Here is a 14,633-nt window from a genome sequence, read left to right as displayed (position 1 = left end):
TGTAGGAAAATTATCCATTTTTCGTAAAGTATTCGTTACGGTTTGCGGAGAAAGTCGTGTTTGCAGCGATTGCCGGGTTTGAAAAGGTCGATGCCTGTCACATAATCTTGACGACTATCTTCACGCTCGACAGAAAATTTCTTGCGGGCACGTTCAATCGAGCGCTGCGATTCCCTGTGGGAGTGCGCACAGGCATTGACCTCATTTATCGTTTTTCAGGCCATTTATATGCGTATCAAAGTCCACTGCCAGAACCGCATCGGTATCCTGCGCGACATTCTCAACTTGTTGGTGGAATACGGGATCAACGTCGCGCGTGGCGAGGTCGGCGGTGAGCATGGCAATGCGATTTACCTGCATTGCCCAAACCTGATCAACATTCAGTTCCAGGCCCTGCGTCCGAAATTCGAATCGATTGCCGGTGTGTTCGGCGTCAAGCGTGTAGGGCTGATGCCCAGCGAGCGTCGGCACATGGAACTCAATGCCTTGCTCGGTGCCTTGGAGTTTCCGGTGCTGTCGATCGACATGGGCGGTTCCATCGTTGCCGCCAACCGGGCGGCGGCGCAGTTGCTCGGGGTGCGGGTGGATGAGGTGCCGGGGATTCCACTGTCGCGTTACGCCGAGGATTTTGATTTGCCGGAGCTGGTGCGGGCCAACAAGTCGCGCATCAACGGGCTGCGGGTCAAGGTCAAGGGCGACGTGTTTCTGGCCGACATCGCCCCGCTGCAATCGGAGCATGACGACAGCGAAGCCATGGCCGGTGCGGTCCTGACGCTGCATCGCGCTGACCGGGTGGGCGAACGCATCTATAACGTGCGCAAGCAGGAACTGCGCGGGTTCGACAGCATCTTCCAAAGCTCGAAAGTCATGGCGGCCGTGGTGCGCGAAGCCCGGCGCATGGCACCGCTGGATGCGCCGTTATTGATCGAAGGCGAAACCGGCACAGGCAAAGAGTTGTTGGCGCGCGCCTGTCACCTGGCCAGCCCACGCGGGCAATCTCCATTAATGGCGCTCAATTGCGCCGGTTTGCCGGAGTCGATGGCCGAGACCGAATTGTTTGGCTACGGCCCCGGCGCCTTCGAAGGCGCGCGTGCCGAAGGCAAGCTTGGGCTGCTGGAGCTGACGGCGGGCGGTACGCTGTTTCTCGATGGCGTGGGCGAAATGAGCCCGCGCTTGCAAGTGAAATTGCTGCGCTTCCTGCAGGACGGTTGCTTCCGGCGTGTGGGTAGCGATGAAGAGGTTTATCTGGATGTGCGGGTAATCTGCGCAACCCAGGTGGATTTGTCGGAGCTGTGCGCGCGGGGCGAGTTTCGACAGGATCTGTATCACCGATTAAACGTGCTTTCGCTGCACATTCCGCCGCTGCGTGAGTGCCTCGATGGTTTGACGCCGTTGGTGGAGCACTTCCTCGATCAGGCCAGTCGGCAAATCGGTTGCCCACTGCCGAAATTGGCGCCGGCCGCGATGGAGCGGCTCAGTCATTACCATTGGCCGGGCAATGTCCGGCAATTGGAAAACGTGTTGTTCCAGGCGGTTTCATTGTGTGAAGGCGGGACAGTCAAGGCTGAACACATTCGTCTGCCGGATTACGGTGTGCGTCAGCCGCTTGGCGATTTTTCGCTTGAGGGCGGGCTTGACGAGATTGTCGGTCGTTTCGAGAAAGCGGTGTTGGAGCGGTTGTACTCCGAGCATTCCAGCAGTCGGCTGCTGGGTAAGCGCCTAGGGGTCTCTCACACCACTATTGCCAATAAGTTACGTGACTATGAAATTGGCAAAATTGAGCGTTGACGTCATCCAGTGCTGAAAAACAAGAATGGTTAGTTGTTGTTAGCCATTCTCTAGCGCTTCGAAATGTTAATTGAAGCGCTACCACCACGCCGTTGATCTGAATCATGGTTTTTGCCAAGCGCGCCATCTAGGCTCAACTCAAAGTTTGGCAGGAGCGATAACCATGCCATCAACGGATGACTCTACCCAGCAAGCGCGCAAAGAAACGCGTCTGTTCTTTTTTCTGATTGTCGTTCTTTTTCCATTGCTATCGGTGGCGATAGTGGGTGGTTACGGATTCTTTGTCTGGTTTCTGCAAATGTTGCTCGGCCCTCCTGGTTCACTTCACTGATCGTTGTCCATCTTTAGCAAAAAGACGGGGAGTACGGGTCATGGAAAAGACGCTGCATATTGCCAGTCTGGTGGTGCTTGCCCGTCCCGAGTTGTTCGAGGCGGTGAAAGCCAACTTGCGCTTGCTCAAGGGCGTTGAGCTGCATCAGGAAAGTCCCATCGGCAAACTGGTGGTTGTGCTGGAGATGGAAAAAGAAACCGAAATTTCCCAGCGCATCAGTGAGATCAACGGCTTGCCGGGCGTGCTCAATGCCGCCCTCGTTTATCACGAGATTCTCGATGTGACGGGAGAAAGCACATGCCAATGACTCGACGCGAGTTTGTCAAAGCCCAGGCTGCCGGGATCGCTGCGGCTGCAGCGGGGCTCCCGGTGTTTACATCTGCCAGCAACCTGATCACCGAAGAAGACAGGGTAGCTCTGGATTGGAATAAGGCGCCTTGCCGTTTTTGCGGGACCGGGTGCAGCGTCATGGTCGCGACCAAGGACAATCGGGTAGTCGCCACTTCCGGTGATGTGAAATCCGAGGTCAATCGCGGGTTGAACTGCGTCAAAGGCTATTTTTTATCGAAAATCATGTACGGCGTTGATCGCCTGACTCAGCCGCTGTTGCGCATGACCAACGGGCAGTATGACAAGCAAGGCGAGTTTCAACCGGTGTCCTGGGATCAAGCGTTTGATGTGATGGAGTTGAAGTTTAAGGAGGCGATAAAAAACAAGGGGGCCGAGTCAATCGCCATGTTCGGATCAGGTCAGTGGACCGTCTGGGAAGGGTATGCGGCCAACAAGTTGATGAAGGCGGGTTTTCGCTCCAATAACATTGACCCCAATGCGCGTCATTGCATGGCCTCTGCGGTCATGGGCTTTATGCGGACGTTTGGTATGGATGAGCCGATGGGGTGTTATGACGATATTGAAGTTACCGATGCGTTCGTACTGTGGGGGTCAAATATGGCGGAGATGCACCCGATTCTTTGGAGTCGGGTGGCGGATCGCCGATTAAGTCAGCCCAACGTCAAAGTTGCAGTACTGTCGACGTTCGAACATCGCAGTTTTGAGTTGGCCGACATTCCCATGGTGTTCAAGCCCCAGACGGACCTGTTTATCCTCAATTACATTGCCAACCACATCATTGAAAGCGGTTCGGTTAACAAAGATTTTGTCAGCAAGCACACCAGGTTTGCCAAAGGTACGGATGACATCGGCTATGGCCTGCGCTCCGATAATCCGCTGGAGATGAAGGCCCGTAATGCGGCCAAGGCGAACACCTGGAGTGACATCGACTTTGAGCAATTCGCGGCTTTCGTAAAACCTTACTCCCTTGAGCGTACCGCCAAGGAAACCGGCGTGCCGGCCGAGCAACTCAAGGCCTTGGCTGAGCTGTATGCCGACCCGAAGCGCAAGGTGGTCTCGTTCTGGACCATGGGCTTTAACCAGCACACGCGGGGCGTCTGGGCGAATAACCTGATCTACAACATCCACCTGCTGACCGGGAAAATCAGCGAGCCGGGCAATAGCCCTTTCTCCCTGACGGGCCAGCCTTCGGCCTGTGGGACTGCGCGGGAAGTGGGAACGTTCTCCCATCGCTTGCCTGCCGACCTGGTGGTTACCAACCCGGCGCATCGTGCCACGGCAGAGAAAATCTGGAAATTGCCGCCAGGCACCATCAATGAAAAAGTCGGGTTTCACGCCGTGCAGCAGAGCCGGATGCTCAAGGACGGCGTGCTCAATGTGTATTGGACGATGGCCAGCAACAACATGCAGGCCGGCCCCAACATCATGCAGGAAGTGTTGCCGGGGTGGCGCAACCCCGAGAACTTTGTGGTGGTCTCGGATGTGTATCCCACCGTCTCGGCCCAGGCGGCCGATCTGATTCTGCCCACCGCGATGTGGGTCGAGAAAGAGGGGGCTTACGGCAACGCGGAGCGACGCACTCAGTTCTGGCATCAATTGGTCTCGGCACCGGGTGATGCCAAGTCTGATCTCTGGCAACTGGTCGAGTTTTCCAAGCGCTTTAAAACCGATGAGGTGTGGTCCGAGGCGTTGTTGTCTGCCTCACCGCAATACAAGGGCAAAACCTTGTACGAGGTGTTGTTCAAGAATGGTCAGGTCGATCAATTTCCGCTTGATCAGATGGCGGCGGGCTATCAAAACGACGAGGCCCGGGATTTTGGTTTTTACCTGCAAAAAGGCTTGTTCGAAGAATATGCCCAATTTGGCCGTGGCCATGGTCATGACCTCGCCCCGTTTGATCTTTACCACACCGAACGTGGGTTGCGATGGCCCGTCGTCGAGGGCAAGGAAACACGCTGGCGTTTCCGGGAAGGGTATGACCCCTACGTTGAGAAGGGCAGCGGTGTGCAGTTCTACGGCTATCCCGACAAGAAGGCGATCATCTTCGCGCTGCCCTACGAGCCCCCTGCGGAATCCCCCGACGCGGACTTTCCATTCTGGTTGAGTACCGGCCGGGTGCTTGAGCACTGGCACACCGGGTCCATGACTCAGCGAGTCGAAGAGCTTTATAAGGCGGTGCCCGACGCATTGGTCTACATGCACCCGGCCGATGCCAAAGCCTTGAATGCCCGTCGAGGCAGCGAAGTGAAGCTGATCAGTCGACGCGGTGAAATGCGAGCGCGCATCGAAACCCGAGGGCGCAATAAGCCACCACAGGGCTTGGTCTTTGTACCGTTCTTCGATGCCAACAAGCTGATCAACAAGGTCACACTCGATGCGACGGACCCCATCTCCAAGCAGACTGATTATAAAAAATGTGCGATCAGGGTTGAGTTGATCAAGACGGCATAAGGAGCGCTCAGATGAAGAGTCATTCGCTGTCTTTGCTTGCCGCTCTGTTGCTGTGGATGCCAGCGGCATTCGCGGCGCAGCCCGGTTATCCGCTGGATGCTCCTGCGCCGGATGGTCGGCGACCCGGAGGAACCTTGACCCAGGAGTTTGTGGCACCGCCGATGGTTGATGACGAGAACAAGGACATCAAACGCGAGCGCAATTATCCCGAACAGCCGCCCACCATCCCGCACAGTATTCGGGGCTATCAGATCGACAAGAACAGTAATAAGTGCCTGTCTTGTCACAGCCGTGCCAATAGCGCACGCACTCAGGCGCCGATGATCAGTATCACCCACTACATGGACCGTGATGGTCAGGCGTTGGCTGCTGTATCGCCGCGTCGCTATTTCTGCACTCAGTGTCACGTGCCACAGAAAGACGTTAAGCCTCTGGTGGGCAACAACTTCAAGAACATTGACCAGGTGCTGCAAGACGAAATCAACGGCCAGCAGAAACCTTAAGGAGAGGCCATGAAATTCTTGCGAGCGCTGCTCAAAGACTATTGGGGAATTCTGCGTCGCCCCAGCGTGCATTACAGCCTGGGCTTTCTGACGCTCGGCGGGTTCATCGCCGGGGTGATTTTCTGGGGTGGGTTCAACACCGCGCTGGAAGCGACCAATACCGAGAAGTTCTGCATTTCCTGCCATGAAATGCGCGACAACGTTTTTGTCGAGTTGCAAGACACCATTCACTACACCAATCGCTCTGGCGTACGAGCCACCTGCCCGGACTGTCACGTTCCGCATGAGTGGACGCACAAGATTGCCCGCAAGATGCAGGCTTCCAAAGAAGTGTGGGGAAAGGTGTTTGGAACGATCGACACCCGCGAAAAGTTTCTCGATATGCGGCGTGAACTGGCCGAACACGAGTGGGGACGGCTCAAGGCAAACGACTCCAGAGAGTGTCGCAATTGCCATAACTTCGAATTCATGGACTTTACCCGTCAGAGTAAACGCGCCGCCAATATGCACTCCACGTCACTGGCCAGCGGTCAGGCAACCTGTATCGACTGTCATAAGGGCATTGCCCACAAACTGCCTGACATGAGCGGGGTCAAAGGCTGGTAGCCGATCCGGCCAGGTCTCCACCGTGTTGCCGTCAACCGGCATAACCGCGCCGGTTTTTCGACTTTGACACACTCCTTCATTCCTCTGCGACAACTCTCAAACCCAGTGTTTCAAGGGCTTTAAGCCTCTGTGTGCAAGTTGGTCTGCAAATTGCTTGACGCTCAGCAGTACAGCGGTGGGCGGCAAACGTCCGGCATGCAGAGGAAAGAGTGTGGACAAGTACCTTTATGTGGCAATGACCGGCGCCAGCCAGAATGCACTGGCGCAGAAGGCTCATGCCAACAACCTGGCAAACATCTCCACCAACGGTTTTCAGAAGGACCTGGAACAGGCCCGTTCGATGCCGGTGTTTGGTGACAGCTTTCCGGCGCGTGCGTTTGCCATGACCGAGCGACCGGCCACCGACTTCTCCCCTGGCTCGCTGGTTGAAACCGGCCGCGATCTCGACGTCGCGGTGCAAGGCAACGGCTGGATCGCCGTGCAGAACCCCGATGGCGCTGAAAGCTACGTGCGCACCGGCAGCCTCAACGTGGACGCCTTGGGCGTGCTGCGTGCCGGCAACGGTATGCCGGTGATGGGCAATGGCGGGCCGATTGCCGTGCCGCCCGAGCAGCAAATCGAAGTGGGTGAGGACGGCACCATCAGCATCCGTGCGATGGGCGAAGGCCCGCGCGTGATGGCGCAAGTCGACCGCATCAAGCTGGTCAACCCTGACCTGAAGAACATGACCAAAGGCCTGGATGGTTCGATCCACACCAAGGACGGCAAGCCGGCGCAAGCCGATTCCGGCGTCAAACTGGTGTCCGGGTTCCTGGAGTCGAGCAACGTCAACGCCGTGGAAGAAATGACCTCGGTGCTGGCTTTGTCGAAGCAATTCGAGCTGCACATCAAGATGATGAACACCGCCAAAGACGATGACCAGGCCATGGCTCGGGTCTTGCAGATCAGCTAATTATCAGAACGTCGCGCCGTAAAACAGGCGCACGAGGAGAATCGAATGCTTCCGGCTCTATGGGTTGCCAAAACAGGTTTGTCCGCCCAGGACACTAACCTGACCACCATTTCCAACAACCTGGCCAACGTGTCGACCACGGGTTTCAAGCGTGATCGTGCCGAGTTCCAGGACTTGCTCTATCAGATCAAACGCCAGCCAGGTGCCCAGTCGACCCAGGACAGTGAGCTGCCGTCGGGTCTGCAAGTGGGTACAGGTGTGCGCATCGTCGGCACCCAGAAAAACTTCACCGCTGGCAGCCTGCAAACCACTGAACAGCCGCTTGACCTGGCTGTCGACGGGCGTGGTTTCTTCCAGATTCTGCAGCCGGACGGCACCACGTCGTATACCCGTGACGGTACGTTTCACCTCGATTCCAACGGTCAGATCGTGAATGCCAGTGGCTTCGCCCTGGAGCCGGCCATCGTGATTCCGAACAACGCACAGACCTTCACGGTCGGTCGCGACGGCACGGTGTCTATCACTGTTCCGGGTAACCCGGCCAGCCAGGTGATCGGCAACTTGCAAACCGCTGACTTCATCAACCCGGCCGGCCTGCAAGCCGTGGGTAACAACCTGTTCCTGGAAACCGCTGCCAGCGGCGCACCGCAAGTCGGTACACCGGGCCTGAACGGTTTGGGCACCACGCTACAGAACACCCTGGAAACTTCCAACGTCAGCACCGTTGAGGAGATGGTCAACATGATCACCACTCAGCGCGCATACGAAATGAACTCCAAGGTGATCTCCACCGCCGACCAGATGCTCTCGTTCGTAACGCAGAATCTGTAATCAAGTCTATGAGGCGGCCATGAGGTCGCCTGCAACACCGTGAGGTAGGGTCATGAATCGCTTTGTATCTGTTCTGGCACTGAGTGGGGCTGTTGTGCTCGCGGGCTGCGTCCCTGTGACGCCCAAGCCAAATGACCCTTATTACGCGCCGGTGTTGCCGCGTACGCCGTTGCCGGCTGCCGCGAACAATGGCTCGATTTACCAGGCCGGTTTTGAACAGAACCTGTACTCCGATCGCAAGGCGTTCCGGGTGGGTGACATCATCACCATTACCCTGAACGAGAAGACCCAGGCCAGCAAAAACGCCAACTCGCAAATTGACAAGACCAGCAAGACCAACATCGGTCTGACCTCGCTGTTCGGCTCCACGCCCAATACCAATAACCCGTTCGGCAGTGGTGACCTGAGTCTGAACGCCGCCTATGAAGGCGACCGGGCGACCAAGGGCGACAGCAAGGCGGCGCAGGGCAACACCCTTGTGGGCTCGATCACCGTTACCGTTGCTGATGTATTGCCCAACGGCATCATCGCAGTACGGGGCGAGAAGTGGATGACCCTCAACACCGGCGATGAGCTGGTGCGGATTGCCGGACTGGTGCGCGCCGATGACATCTCGACCGACAACACGGTTTCGTCGACCCGTGTCGCCGATGCACGCATCACCTACTCGGGCACCGGTTCGTTTGCCGATGCGAGTCAGCCAGGCTGGTTCGACCGTTTCTTCCTCAGCCCGCTGTTCCCTTTCTAGGTGGCTACGTTGAATTTCAAAAGCCTTATGGTGGCTGCGTTTTTGTTGTCGGCAGCGTTCAACGCGCAAGCCGAGCGGCTGAAGGATATCGCCAGTATTTCTGGCGTGCGCTCCAACCAATTGATCGGCTACGGCCTGGTGGTCGGGCTTAACGGCACCGGTGACCAGACGACGCAGACGCCCTTTACCCTGCAGACCTTCAACAACATGCTCTCGCAGTTCGGCATCAAGGTGCCGCCGAATTCGGGTAACGTGCAATTGAAGAACGTTGCTGCGGTATCGATCAGTGCGGAACTGCCGGCGTTTGCCAAGCCGGGTCAGCAGGTCGACATCACCGTTTCCTCCATCGGGAACTCCAAGAGCCTGCGCGGCGGCACCTTGTTGCTGACGCCGCTCAAAGGTATCGACGGTAACGTCTACGCCATCGCTCAGGGCAACCTGGTGGTGGGCGGTTTTGATGCTGAAGGGCGTGACGGTTCGAAGATCACCGTCAACGTTCCATCGGCGGGTCGTATCCCCGGTGGTGCGTCGGTCGAACGTTCAGTGCCCAGTGGTTTCAATCAAGGCAATAGCCTGACGCTGAACCTCAACCGTTCGGACTTCACCACCGCCAAGCGCATCGTCGACAAGATCAACAACTTGCTCGGCCCTGGCGTTGCCCAGGCCATTGATGGCGGTTCGATTCGCGTCAGCGCACCGCTTGATCCAAGCCAGCGCGTCGACTATCTGTCGATCCTGGAAAACCTTGAAGTCGATCCGGGTCAGGCGGTGGCGAAAGTCATCATCAACTCGCGCACCGGCACCATCGTGATCGGCCAGAACGTCAAGGTTTCGCCCGCCGCAGTGACTCACGGCAGCCTGACCGTGACCATCACCGAAGACCCGATTGTCAGCCAGCCTGGCGCTTTTTCCAACGGTCAGACGGCCGTTGTGCCGCGCTCGCGGGTTAACGCGGAGCAAGAAGCCAAACCTATGTTCAAGTTCGGCCCGGGCACCACCCTCGACGAAATCGTCCGTGCGGTGAACCAGGTTGGCGCCGCGCCGGGAGACTTGATGGCGATCCTCGAAGCACTGAAACAGGCTGGCGCATTGCAAGCCGACCTGATCGTGATCTAAGGGCGGTCGACATGGATATGCGCAAGAGCGGTCTGGTCAGCAGCAGCGACTCCGGTTCCTATTCAGACTTGAATCGCTTGAACCAGCTCAAGGTGGGCGACAAGAACAGCGACGGCAACATGCGCAAGGTGGCGCAGGAGTTCGAATCGCTATTCCTCGGTGAGATGCTCAAGTCCATGCGTTCGGCCACCGAAGCGCTGGGCAAGGACAACCCGCTCAATACTCCGGCGGCCAAGCAATACCAGGAAATGTACGACCAGCAGTTGGCCATTTCCATGTCCCGCGAAGGCGGTGGTATTGGTCTGGCAGACGTGCTGATGCGTCAAATGTCGAAGAACAAACCGCTGGCGCCGGGTGAGGCGGCGGCCATGTCTGCTGCCAAGCAAGAAGCTGCAAAAGCAGCCGCGCCGACACCGATCGCGGCAGGCACTGTGGCCACCGATGGTCCGCTGTCGCGGCTCAATGGTCAGCGTCCGTTGTGGGCTTCGCGTTCGGTGAAAGCGCCGGCAGGCGAGGGCACGCATCGCAATGATATGGAGCTGATCAATCAGCGCCGTCTGGCCTTGCCGCCGAAACTGGCGGATCGCTTGTTGGCAGGTCTGGTGCCGTCGGCCGCGACTGCTTCAACCGCCAGCAAACCCTTGTTACCTGAACGCACCACGACGACTGCCGCGACCGGTGCCGGTCCGCTGTTCAATGGCGATTGGCTGGCCTCGCAAACGGACAGCAAGTCGAGCGGGCGCCTGCAGATTTACGGTCGTGCGATGGCGCAGATCCCGTTGGCTCCACCGAAGAAAGCCTTCAGCTCCGCCGACGAATTCGTCAACACCATGCTGCCGATGGCCAAGGAAGCCGCCGAGCGTATCGGCGTCGATCCGCGTTACCTGGTGGCCCAGGCCGCCCTGGAAACCGGCTGGGGTAAATCGGTCATGCGTGCCCAGGATGGCAGCAGTAGCCACAACCTGTTCGGCATCAAGGCCGGCAGCAGTTGGACGGGCGATTCGGCGCGGGCCATCACCAGCGAATTCAGGAATGGCGAGATGGTCAAGGAGACGGCCGAGTTCCGTTCCTACGACTCGTACAAAGACAGCTTCCATGACCTGGTGACTTTGCTGCAAACCAATAATCGCTATCAAGATGTCGTGAAGTCTGCCGATAACCCAGAACAGTTTGTACGCGAGTTGCAGAAGACCGGGTATGCAACCGACCCGGATTACGCAAGCAAGATCTCGCAGATCGCCAAGCAGATGACGAGTTACCAAAACTACGCTGCGGCGGGCGCTTCCACCACGCCTTTATAGGCACAAGGCATAAGGTCTGAACCATGAGTTTGCTCAATATCGGGATGTCGGGTCTGGCCGCTAGCCACGCTTCGTTGGTGACTACCGGTAATAACATTTCCAACGTCGACACCGTCGGGTACTCGCGCCAACAAACTGTGCAGAGCGCTAAAGGCTCTATTCAGTATGGCAATGTGTTCATTGGTACCGGCACGACCCTGGCCGATGTGCGTCGGGTGTACAACAGCTACCTCGATTCGCAGTTGCAGACCACCACTTCGCTCAACGGTGATGCGCAGGCGTATCTGGGGCAGGCCACTCAATTGGACAAGTTGCTGTCTGACAGTGGCACCGGTATTACCAAAACGCTGCAATCGTTCTTCTCATCGTTGCAGACGCTGTCCGCCAACTCGAACGACAACGCTTCACGTCAGGCCCTATTGACCAATGCCCAAGGCTTGAGCAGCCGCTTCAATACCCTGTCCCAGCAGCTAACTCAGCAGACCTCCTATATCAACGATCAGTTGGGCTCGATGGCCGAACAGGTCAACAAGCTGGCGTCGACCGTCGCGGCCTACAACAAGAAAATCAGTGAAGTCAGTGGTTCGGGTGGCGCGCCCAACGAGTTGCTGGACCAGCGTAACGAAACCATTCGTCAAATCAACGAACTGGTCGGCACACAGGTCACACAGAACCAAGGCCAACTGGATATTTACCTGGGCAGCGGCCAGCCGCTGGTCGTCGGCGATACCGTCAACAAGTTGCGTGTGGGCGTCGACCCGTCCGACCCGAGCCGTTCCTCGATCATCATGGACCGCAACGGTTCATCGATCGACATCACCAACGTGATGAGCGGTGGCGAGATCGGTGGGCTGGTGCGTTATCGCAATGAAGTGCTGACGCCAGCGGTCAATGACCTGGGTCGCATCGCCATGGTCGTGGCCGATCAGGTCAACAAGCAGCTGGGGCAAGGCCTGGATCAGAACGGCAACTTCGGCGCGGCGTTGTTCAACAACATCAACAGCGCAGCGGCCATCAGTCAGCGCAGCATTGCCAATGCGGACAACGATCCGGCTTCTGGCAACCTGAACGTCACCATCAAGGACACGAGCAAGCTGCAAGCCAGCGACTATCAGGTGAGCATCACTGCCACGGGCTACAACGTGCGTCGCCTGTCCGATAACACCAACATGGGCAGCTTCGCCTTCGCCACACCGCCTGCTGCTGATCCGGTCATTGATGGCTTCAGCCTGAGCCTGAACGCGGGTTCGGTCACTGTCGGCGACAGCTTCAAGATTACCCCGTCACGCGGTGCCGCCGCAGACATGACCACGGTCATGACCGACGCCAAAACCCTGGCCACGGCCGCTCCGCTGACGTCCACCAAGGCCTCGGGCAATGACGGCACCGGTGCTGTCAGCCAGCCGAAACTGAACACGACCCTGGACATCTACGATCCGGTCCAGCGTCTCGAAGTACAGACCGCGGTCAAGGCCTCGATGCCGGTTCGCATGCTCATGACCAGCGCCACAGCCTATGAAGTGTTCGACGCCAAAGGCACCAGCATCGGCACCGGCAACATCGTGCCTGGCCAGAACAATGACTTGAATATTGCGGTGCCTTACACCGATGCCGGCGGCAATGCCAAAACCTTCAGTGTGGGGATGACCGTCAGCGGCAGCCCTGCTTCAGGTGACAGTTTCAATATTTCCATGACGTCGGCCGACAGCACCGACAACCGCAACGCTCAGGCGTTGCTCGGTCTGCAAACCAAGGCGACTGTTGGCGCCACGGCCACCAACCCGGGTGTGAGTTTTACCGACGCGTATGGTGGTCTGGTGTCGAGCGTCGGCTCCCAGGCCAAGCAAGCGCAAATGGATGGCACAGCCACTGACACCATCTTGACTGGTGCCCGAAACGCCCGTGACTCGATGTCGGGTGTCGACCTCGATGAAGAGGCCGGTAATCTGACCAAGTATCAGCAGTACTACACGGCCTCTTCGCAGATCATCAAGGCTGCGCAGGAAACTTTCAGCACTTTGATCAATGCCCTTTAAGGAGCCGTAGAACATGCGAATTTCTACTGCACAGTATTACGCGACGACGGCTGCCAATTACTCTCGTAACCTCAATAACGTGATGAAGACCGCCGAGCAAGCCAGCAGCGGCGTCAAGCTTGAAACCGCATCGGATGATCCGGTGGGTGCGGCCCGATTGCTGCAGCTCGAACAGCAAAAAGCCATGTTGGGTCAGTACACCACCAACATCAACGCGTTGAACACGGCTCAAGCGCAAGAAGAGAGCGTGCTGGACAGCATCAACAATGTGCTGCAAAAAGTCAGCGAGTTGGCGGTACGTGCCGGTGGCGGTTCATTGAACGACGATGACCGTAAATCCATTGCTGCAGAACTCAAGCAGTCCGAAGAACAATTGCTGGGTTTGATGAACAGCAAGGACGCCAACGGCAAGTACATCTTCTCCGGCGCCAGCAACAACACTCAACCGTTTGCGCGCAATAGCGACGGCACCTACAGCTATCAGGGTGACCAGACTCAGCTGGAGCTGAAGATTGGCGATTCGATGTCGCTGGGCCTGAACGATACCGGTTGGGATGTTTTCCAGCAGGCGATCAATGCTGCCCGCAGTTCGACCACCATGCTCACGCCGCCAGTGGATGACGGGCGCGTGAAACTGTCGCCAGGTCTGGTGAGCTCCGGTCCGGCTTTTGATGCGAACTTCCGCAGCGGCGAGCCTTACAAGTTGCAGTTCACCAGCAGCACCCAGTACGTCATCACGGACGCCGCGGGCAACGACAGGACCGCCGAATCGACTCAGGGTGGTGTGTTCGACCCAAATGCCAAGGGCGGTTCCGACATTAGCTTCCGTGGGGTGACGTTCAAGTTGGACATCACCCCCCAGGCTGGCGATAACGCCACCAACATCGATGGTTTCATCGCCACTCACAGTTTCGAGTTGTCGGCCAAGCCGGACAGTTTCGTCAGCAACCGCGCCCCGAGCAACGTCTCGACGGTTGTCATGAGCAACGCAACAGTAAGCAACACCGCTGATTACAACAGTTTCTTCCCTGAAGGCGGGGCGGTCATGAAGTTCACCGGTCCCGGAACCTTCGATCTATACGCCCGCCCATTGACCAGCGGCAGTACGCCCGTCACTTCCGGGACCGTGGTGGCCGGCGTGGCAACAGCGGCCGGTGTTGACTTCACCCTCACTGGCGGCACTCCGCCGGGTGTGCTCAATGCGGGTGATCAGTTCGATATCGCGGTCAATACACACCAGACCCAGAACGTACTTGACACCATCAGCCAGTTGCGTTCGGCGCTCGACTCGCCAACCCAAGGTAACCCGACGGCACAGCGTTTTCTGGAAGACACGATAGCGTCGTCCATTGCCAACCTGAACAACGGCAAGAATCAGGTCGACCTGGCTCGTGGCGCGATCGGTGCCCGGGGCAATATGATGGACATGCAGACGGACCAGAACACCAGCACCAGCCTGATCAACGACTCGACGAGCAACGCGATCAAGAACACCGATCCGGCGGAAGTGCTGACCCGTCTGACCTTGCAGCAAACCATGCTGCAGGCCGCGCAGTTGGCGTTCGCCAGGGTTTCCCAGTTGAGCCTGTTCAGCAAGCTCTGAATCGGTCTTGATCGCT

At 57.7% G+C, this 14,633-nt stretch carries 13 protein-coding genes; all 13 read left to right on the top strand.

The annotated features are described in order from the left end of the window. Positions 1-228 precede the first annotated feature (228 nt). The gene (locus AC3ISI_RS21250) at positions 229-1,788 is read left to right on the top strand and encodes a sigma-54-dependent transcriptional regulator (RefSeq protein WP_489333658.1); all 1,560 of its coding nucleotides are present in this window, start codon (positions 229-231) and stop codon (positions 1,786-1,788) included. Positions 1,789-1,951: 163 nt separating this feature from the next. Continuing rightward, positions 1,952-2,119, top strand: a complete 168-nt coding sequence (locus AC3ISI_RS21245) for a periplasmic nitrate reductase, NapE protein (protein WP_489333657.1) — start codon at positions 1,952-1,954, stop codon at positions 2,117-2,119. Positions 2,120-2,159: 40 nt separating this feature from the next. Continuing rightward, positions 2,160-2,426 (top strand): chaperone NapD, encoded by a 267-nt coding sequence (locus AC3ISI_RS21240; RefSeq protein ID WP_489333656.1) that lies wholly within the window; start codon positions 2,160-2,162, stop codon positions 2,424-2,426. Then, complete coding sequence (napA, locus tag AC3ISI_RS21235; RefSeq protein ID WP_489333655.1) at positions 2,417-4,921, top strand: nitrate reductase catalytic subunit NapA; 2,505 nt, start codon at positions 2,417-2,419, stop codon at positions 4,919-4,921. The genes AC3ISI_RS21240 and napA overlap by 10 nt, the downstream gene beginning before the upstream one ends. An 11-nt stretch (positions 4,922-4,932) precedes the next feature. Continuing rightward, positions 4,933-5,424, top strand: coding sequence for a nitrate reductase cytochrome c-type subunit (locus AC3ISI_RS21230; protein ID WP_489333654.1), 492 nt, complete (start codon positions 4,933-4,935; stop codon positions 5,422-5,424). A 9-nt stretch (positions 5,425-5,433) separates the two neighbouring features. Further along, entirely contained in the window at positions 5,434-6,030 is a 597-nt protein-coding gene (locus tag AC3ISI_RS21225) for a cytochrome c3 family protein (RefSeq protein WP_489333653.1), read from the top strand. A gap of 211 nt (positions 6,031-6,241) precedes the next feature. Further along, complete coding sequence (locus tag AC3ISI_RS21220; RefSeq protein ID WP_489333652.1) at positions 6,242-6,982, top strand: flagellar basal body rod protein FlgF; 741 nt, start codon at positions 6,242-6,244, stop codon at positions 6,980-6,982. Between the two features lie 45 nt (positions 6,983-7,027). Then, the gene (gene flgG / locus AC3ISI_RS21215) at positions 7,028-7,813 is read left to right on the top strand and encodes a flagellar basal-body rod protein FlgG (protein WP_489333651.1); all 786 of its coding nucleotides are present in this window, start codon (positions 7,028-7,030) and stop codon (positions 7,811-7,813) included. 52 nt (positions 7,814-7,865) lie between these two features. Further along, positions 7,866-8,561, top strand: a complete 696-nt coding sequence (gene flgH, locus AC3ISI_RS21210) for a flagellar basal body L-ring protein FlgH (RefSeq protein ID WP_489333650.1) — start codon at positions 7,866-7,868, stop codon at positions 8,559-8,561. A 27-nt stretch (positions 8,562-8,588) separates the two neighbouring features. Beyond that, positions 8,589-9,677, top strand: coding sequence for a flagellar basal body P-ring protein FlgI (locus AC3ISI_RS21205; RefSeq protein ID WP_489337764.1), 1,089 nt, complete (start codon positions 8,589-8,591; stop codon positions 9,675-9,677). 11 nt (positions 9,678-9,688) lie between these two features. Next, a complete protein-coding gene (gene flgJ, locus AC3ISI_RS21200; RefSeq protein ID WP_489333649.1) occupies positions 9,689-10,978 on the top strand; it encodes a flagellar assembly peptidoglycan hydrolase FlgJ in 1,290 nt (429 codons plus the stop codon). A gap of 23 nt (positions 10,979-11,001) precedes the next feature. Next, positions 11,002-13,014 carry a flagellar hook-associated protein FlgK gene (flgK, locus tag AC3ISI_RS21195; RefSeq protein ID WP_489333648.1) on the top strand — a complete coding sequence of 671 codons (2,013 nt, stop codon included), beginning with the start codon at positions 11,002-11,004 and terminating at the stop codon, positions 13,012-13,014. Positions 13,015-13,027: 13 nt separating this feature from the next. After that, entirely contained in the window at positions 13,028-14,617 is a 1,590-nt protein-coding gene (locus AC3ISI_RS21190) for a flagellar hook-associated protein 3 (protein ID WP_489333647.1), read from the top strand. Positions 14,618-14,633 lie beyond the last annotated feature (16 nt).

The sequence above is a fragment of the Pseudomonas sp. GL_139_B genome (genome assembly GCF_057834475.1).
Note: the sequence above shows the minus strand (reverse complement) of the source record. Positions and strands in the feature narration are given on the sequence as shown.

Bases quoted from the DNA above. Each gene is read 5' to 3' on its own strand.
- AC3ISI_RS21250 (WP_489333658.1), top strand. From the start codon at position 229: ATGCGTATCAAAGTCCACTGCCAGAACCGCATCGGTATCCTGCGCGAC.
- AC3ISI_RS21245 (WP_489333657.1), top strand. From the start codon at position 1,952: ATGCCATCAACGGATGACTCTACCCAGCAAGCGCGCAAAGAAACGCGT.
- AC3ISI_RS21240 (WP_489333656.1), top strand. From the start codon at position 2,160: ATGGAAAAGACGCTGCATATTGCCAGTCTGGTGGTGCTTGCCCGTCCC.
- napA (WP_489333655.1), top strand. From the start codon at position 2,417: ATGCCAATGACTCGACGCGAGTTTGTCAAAGCCCAGGCTGCCGGGATC.
- AC3ISI_RS21230 (WP_489333654.1), top strand. From the start codon at position 4,933: ATGAAGAGTCATTCGCTGTCTTTGCTTGCCGCTCTGTTGCTGTGGATG.
- AC3ISI_RS21225 (WP_489333653.1), top strand. From the start codon at position 5,434: ATGAAATTCTTGCGAGCGCTGCTCAAAGACTATTGGGGAATTCTGCGT.
- flgG (WP_489333651.1), top strand. From the start codon at position 7,028: ATGCTTCCGGCTCTATGGGTTGCCAAAACAGGTTTGTCCGCCCAGGAC.
- flgH (WP_489333650.1), top strand. From the start codon at position 7,866: ATGAATCGCTTTGTATCTGTTCTGGCACTGAGTGGGGCTGTTGTGCTC.
- AC3ISI_RS21205 (WP_489337764.1), top strand. From the start codon at position 8,589: ATGGTGGCTGCGTTTTTGTTGTCGGCAGCGTTCAACGCGCAAGCCGAG.
- flgJ (WP_489333649.1), top strand. From the start codon at position 9,689: ATGGATATGCGCAAGAGCGGTCTGGTCAGCAGCAGCGACTCCGGTTCC.
- flgK (WP_489333648.1), top strand. From the start codon at position 11,002: ATGAGTTTGCTCAATATCGGGATGTCGGGTCTGGCCGCTAGCCACGCT.
- AC3ISI_RS21190 (WP_489333647.1), top strand. From the start codon at position 13,028: ATGCGAATTTCTACTGCACAGTATTACGCGACGACGGCTGCCAATTAC.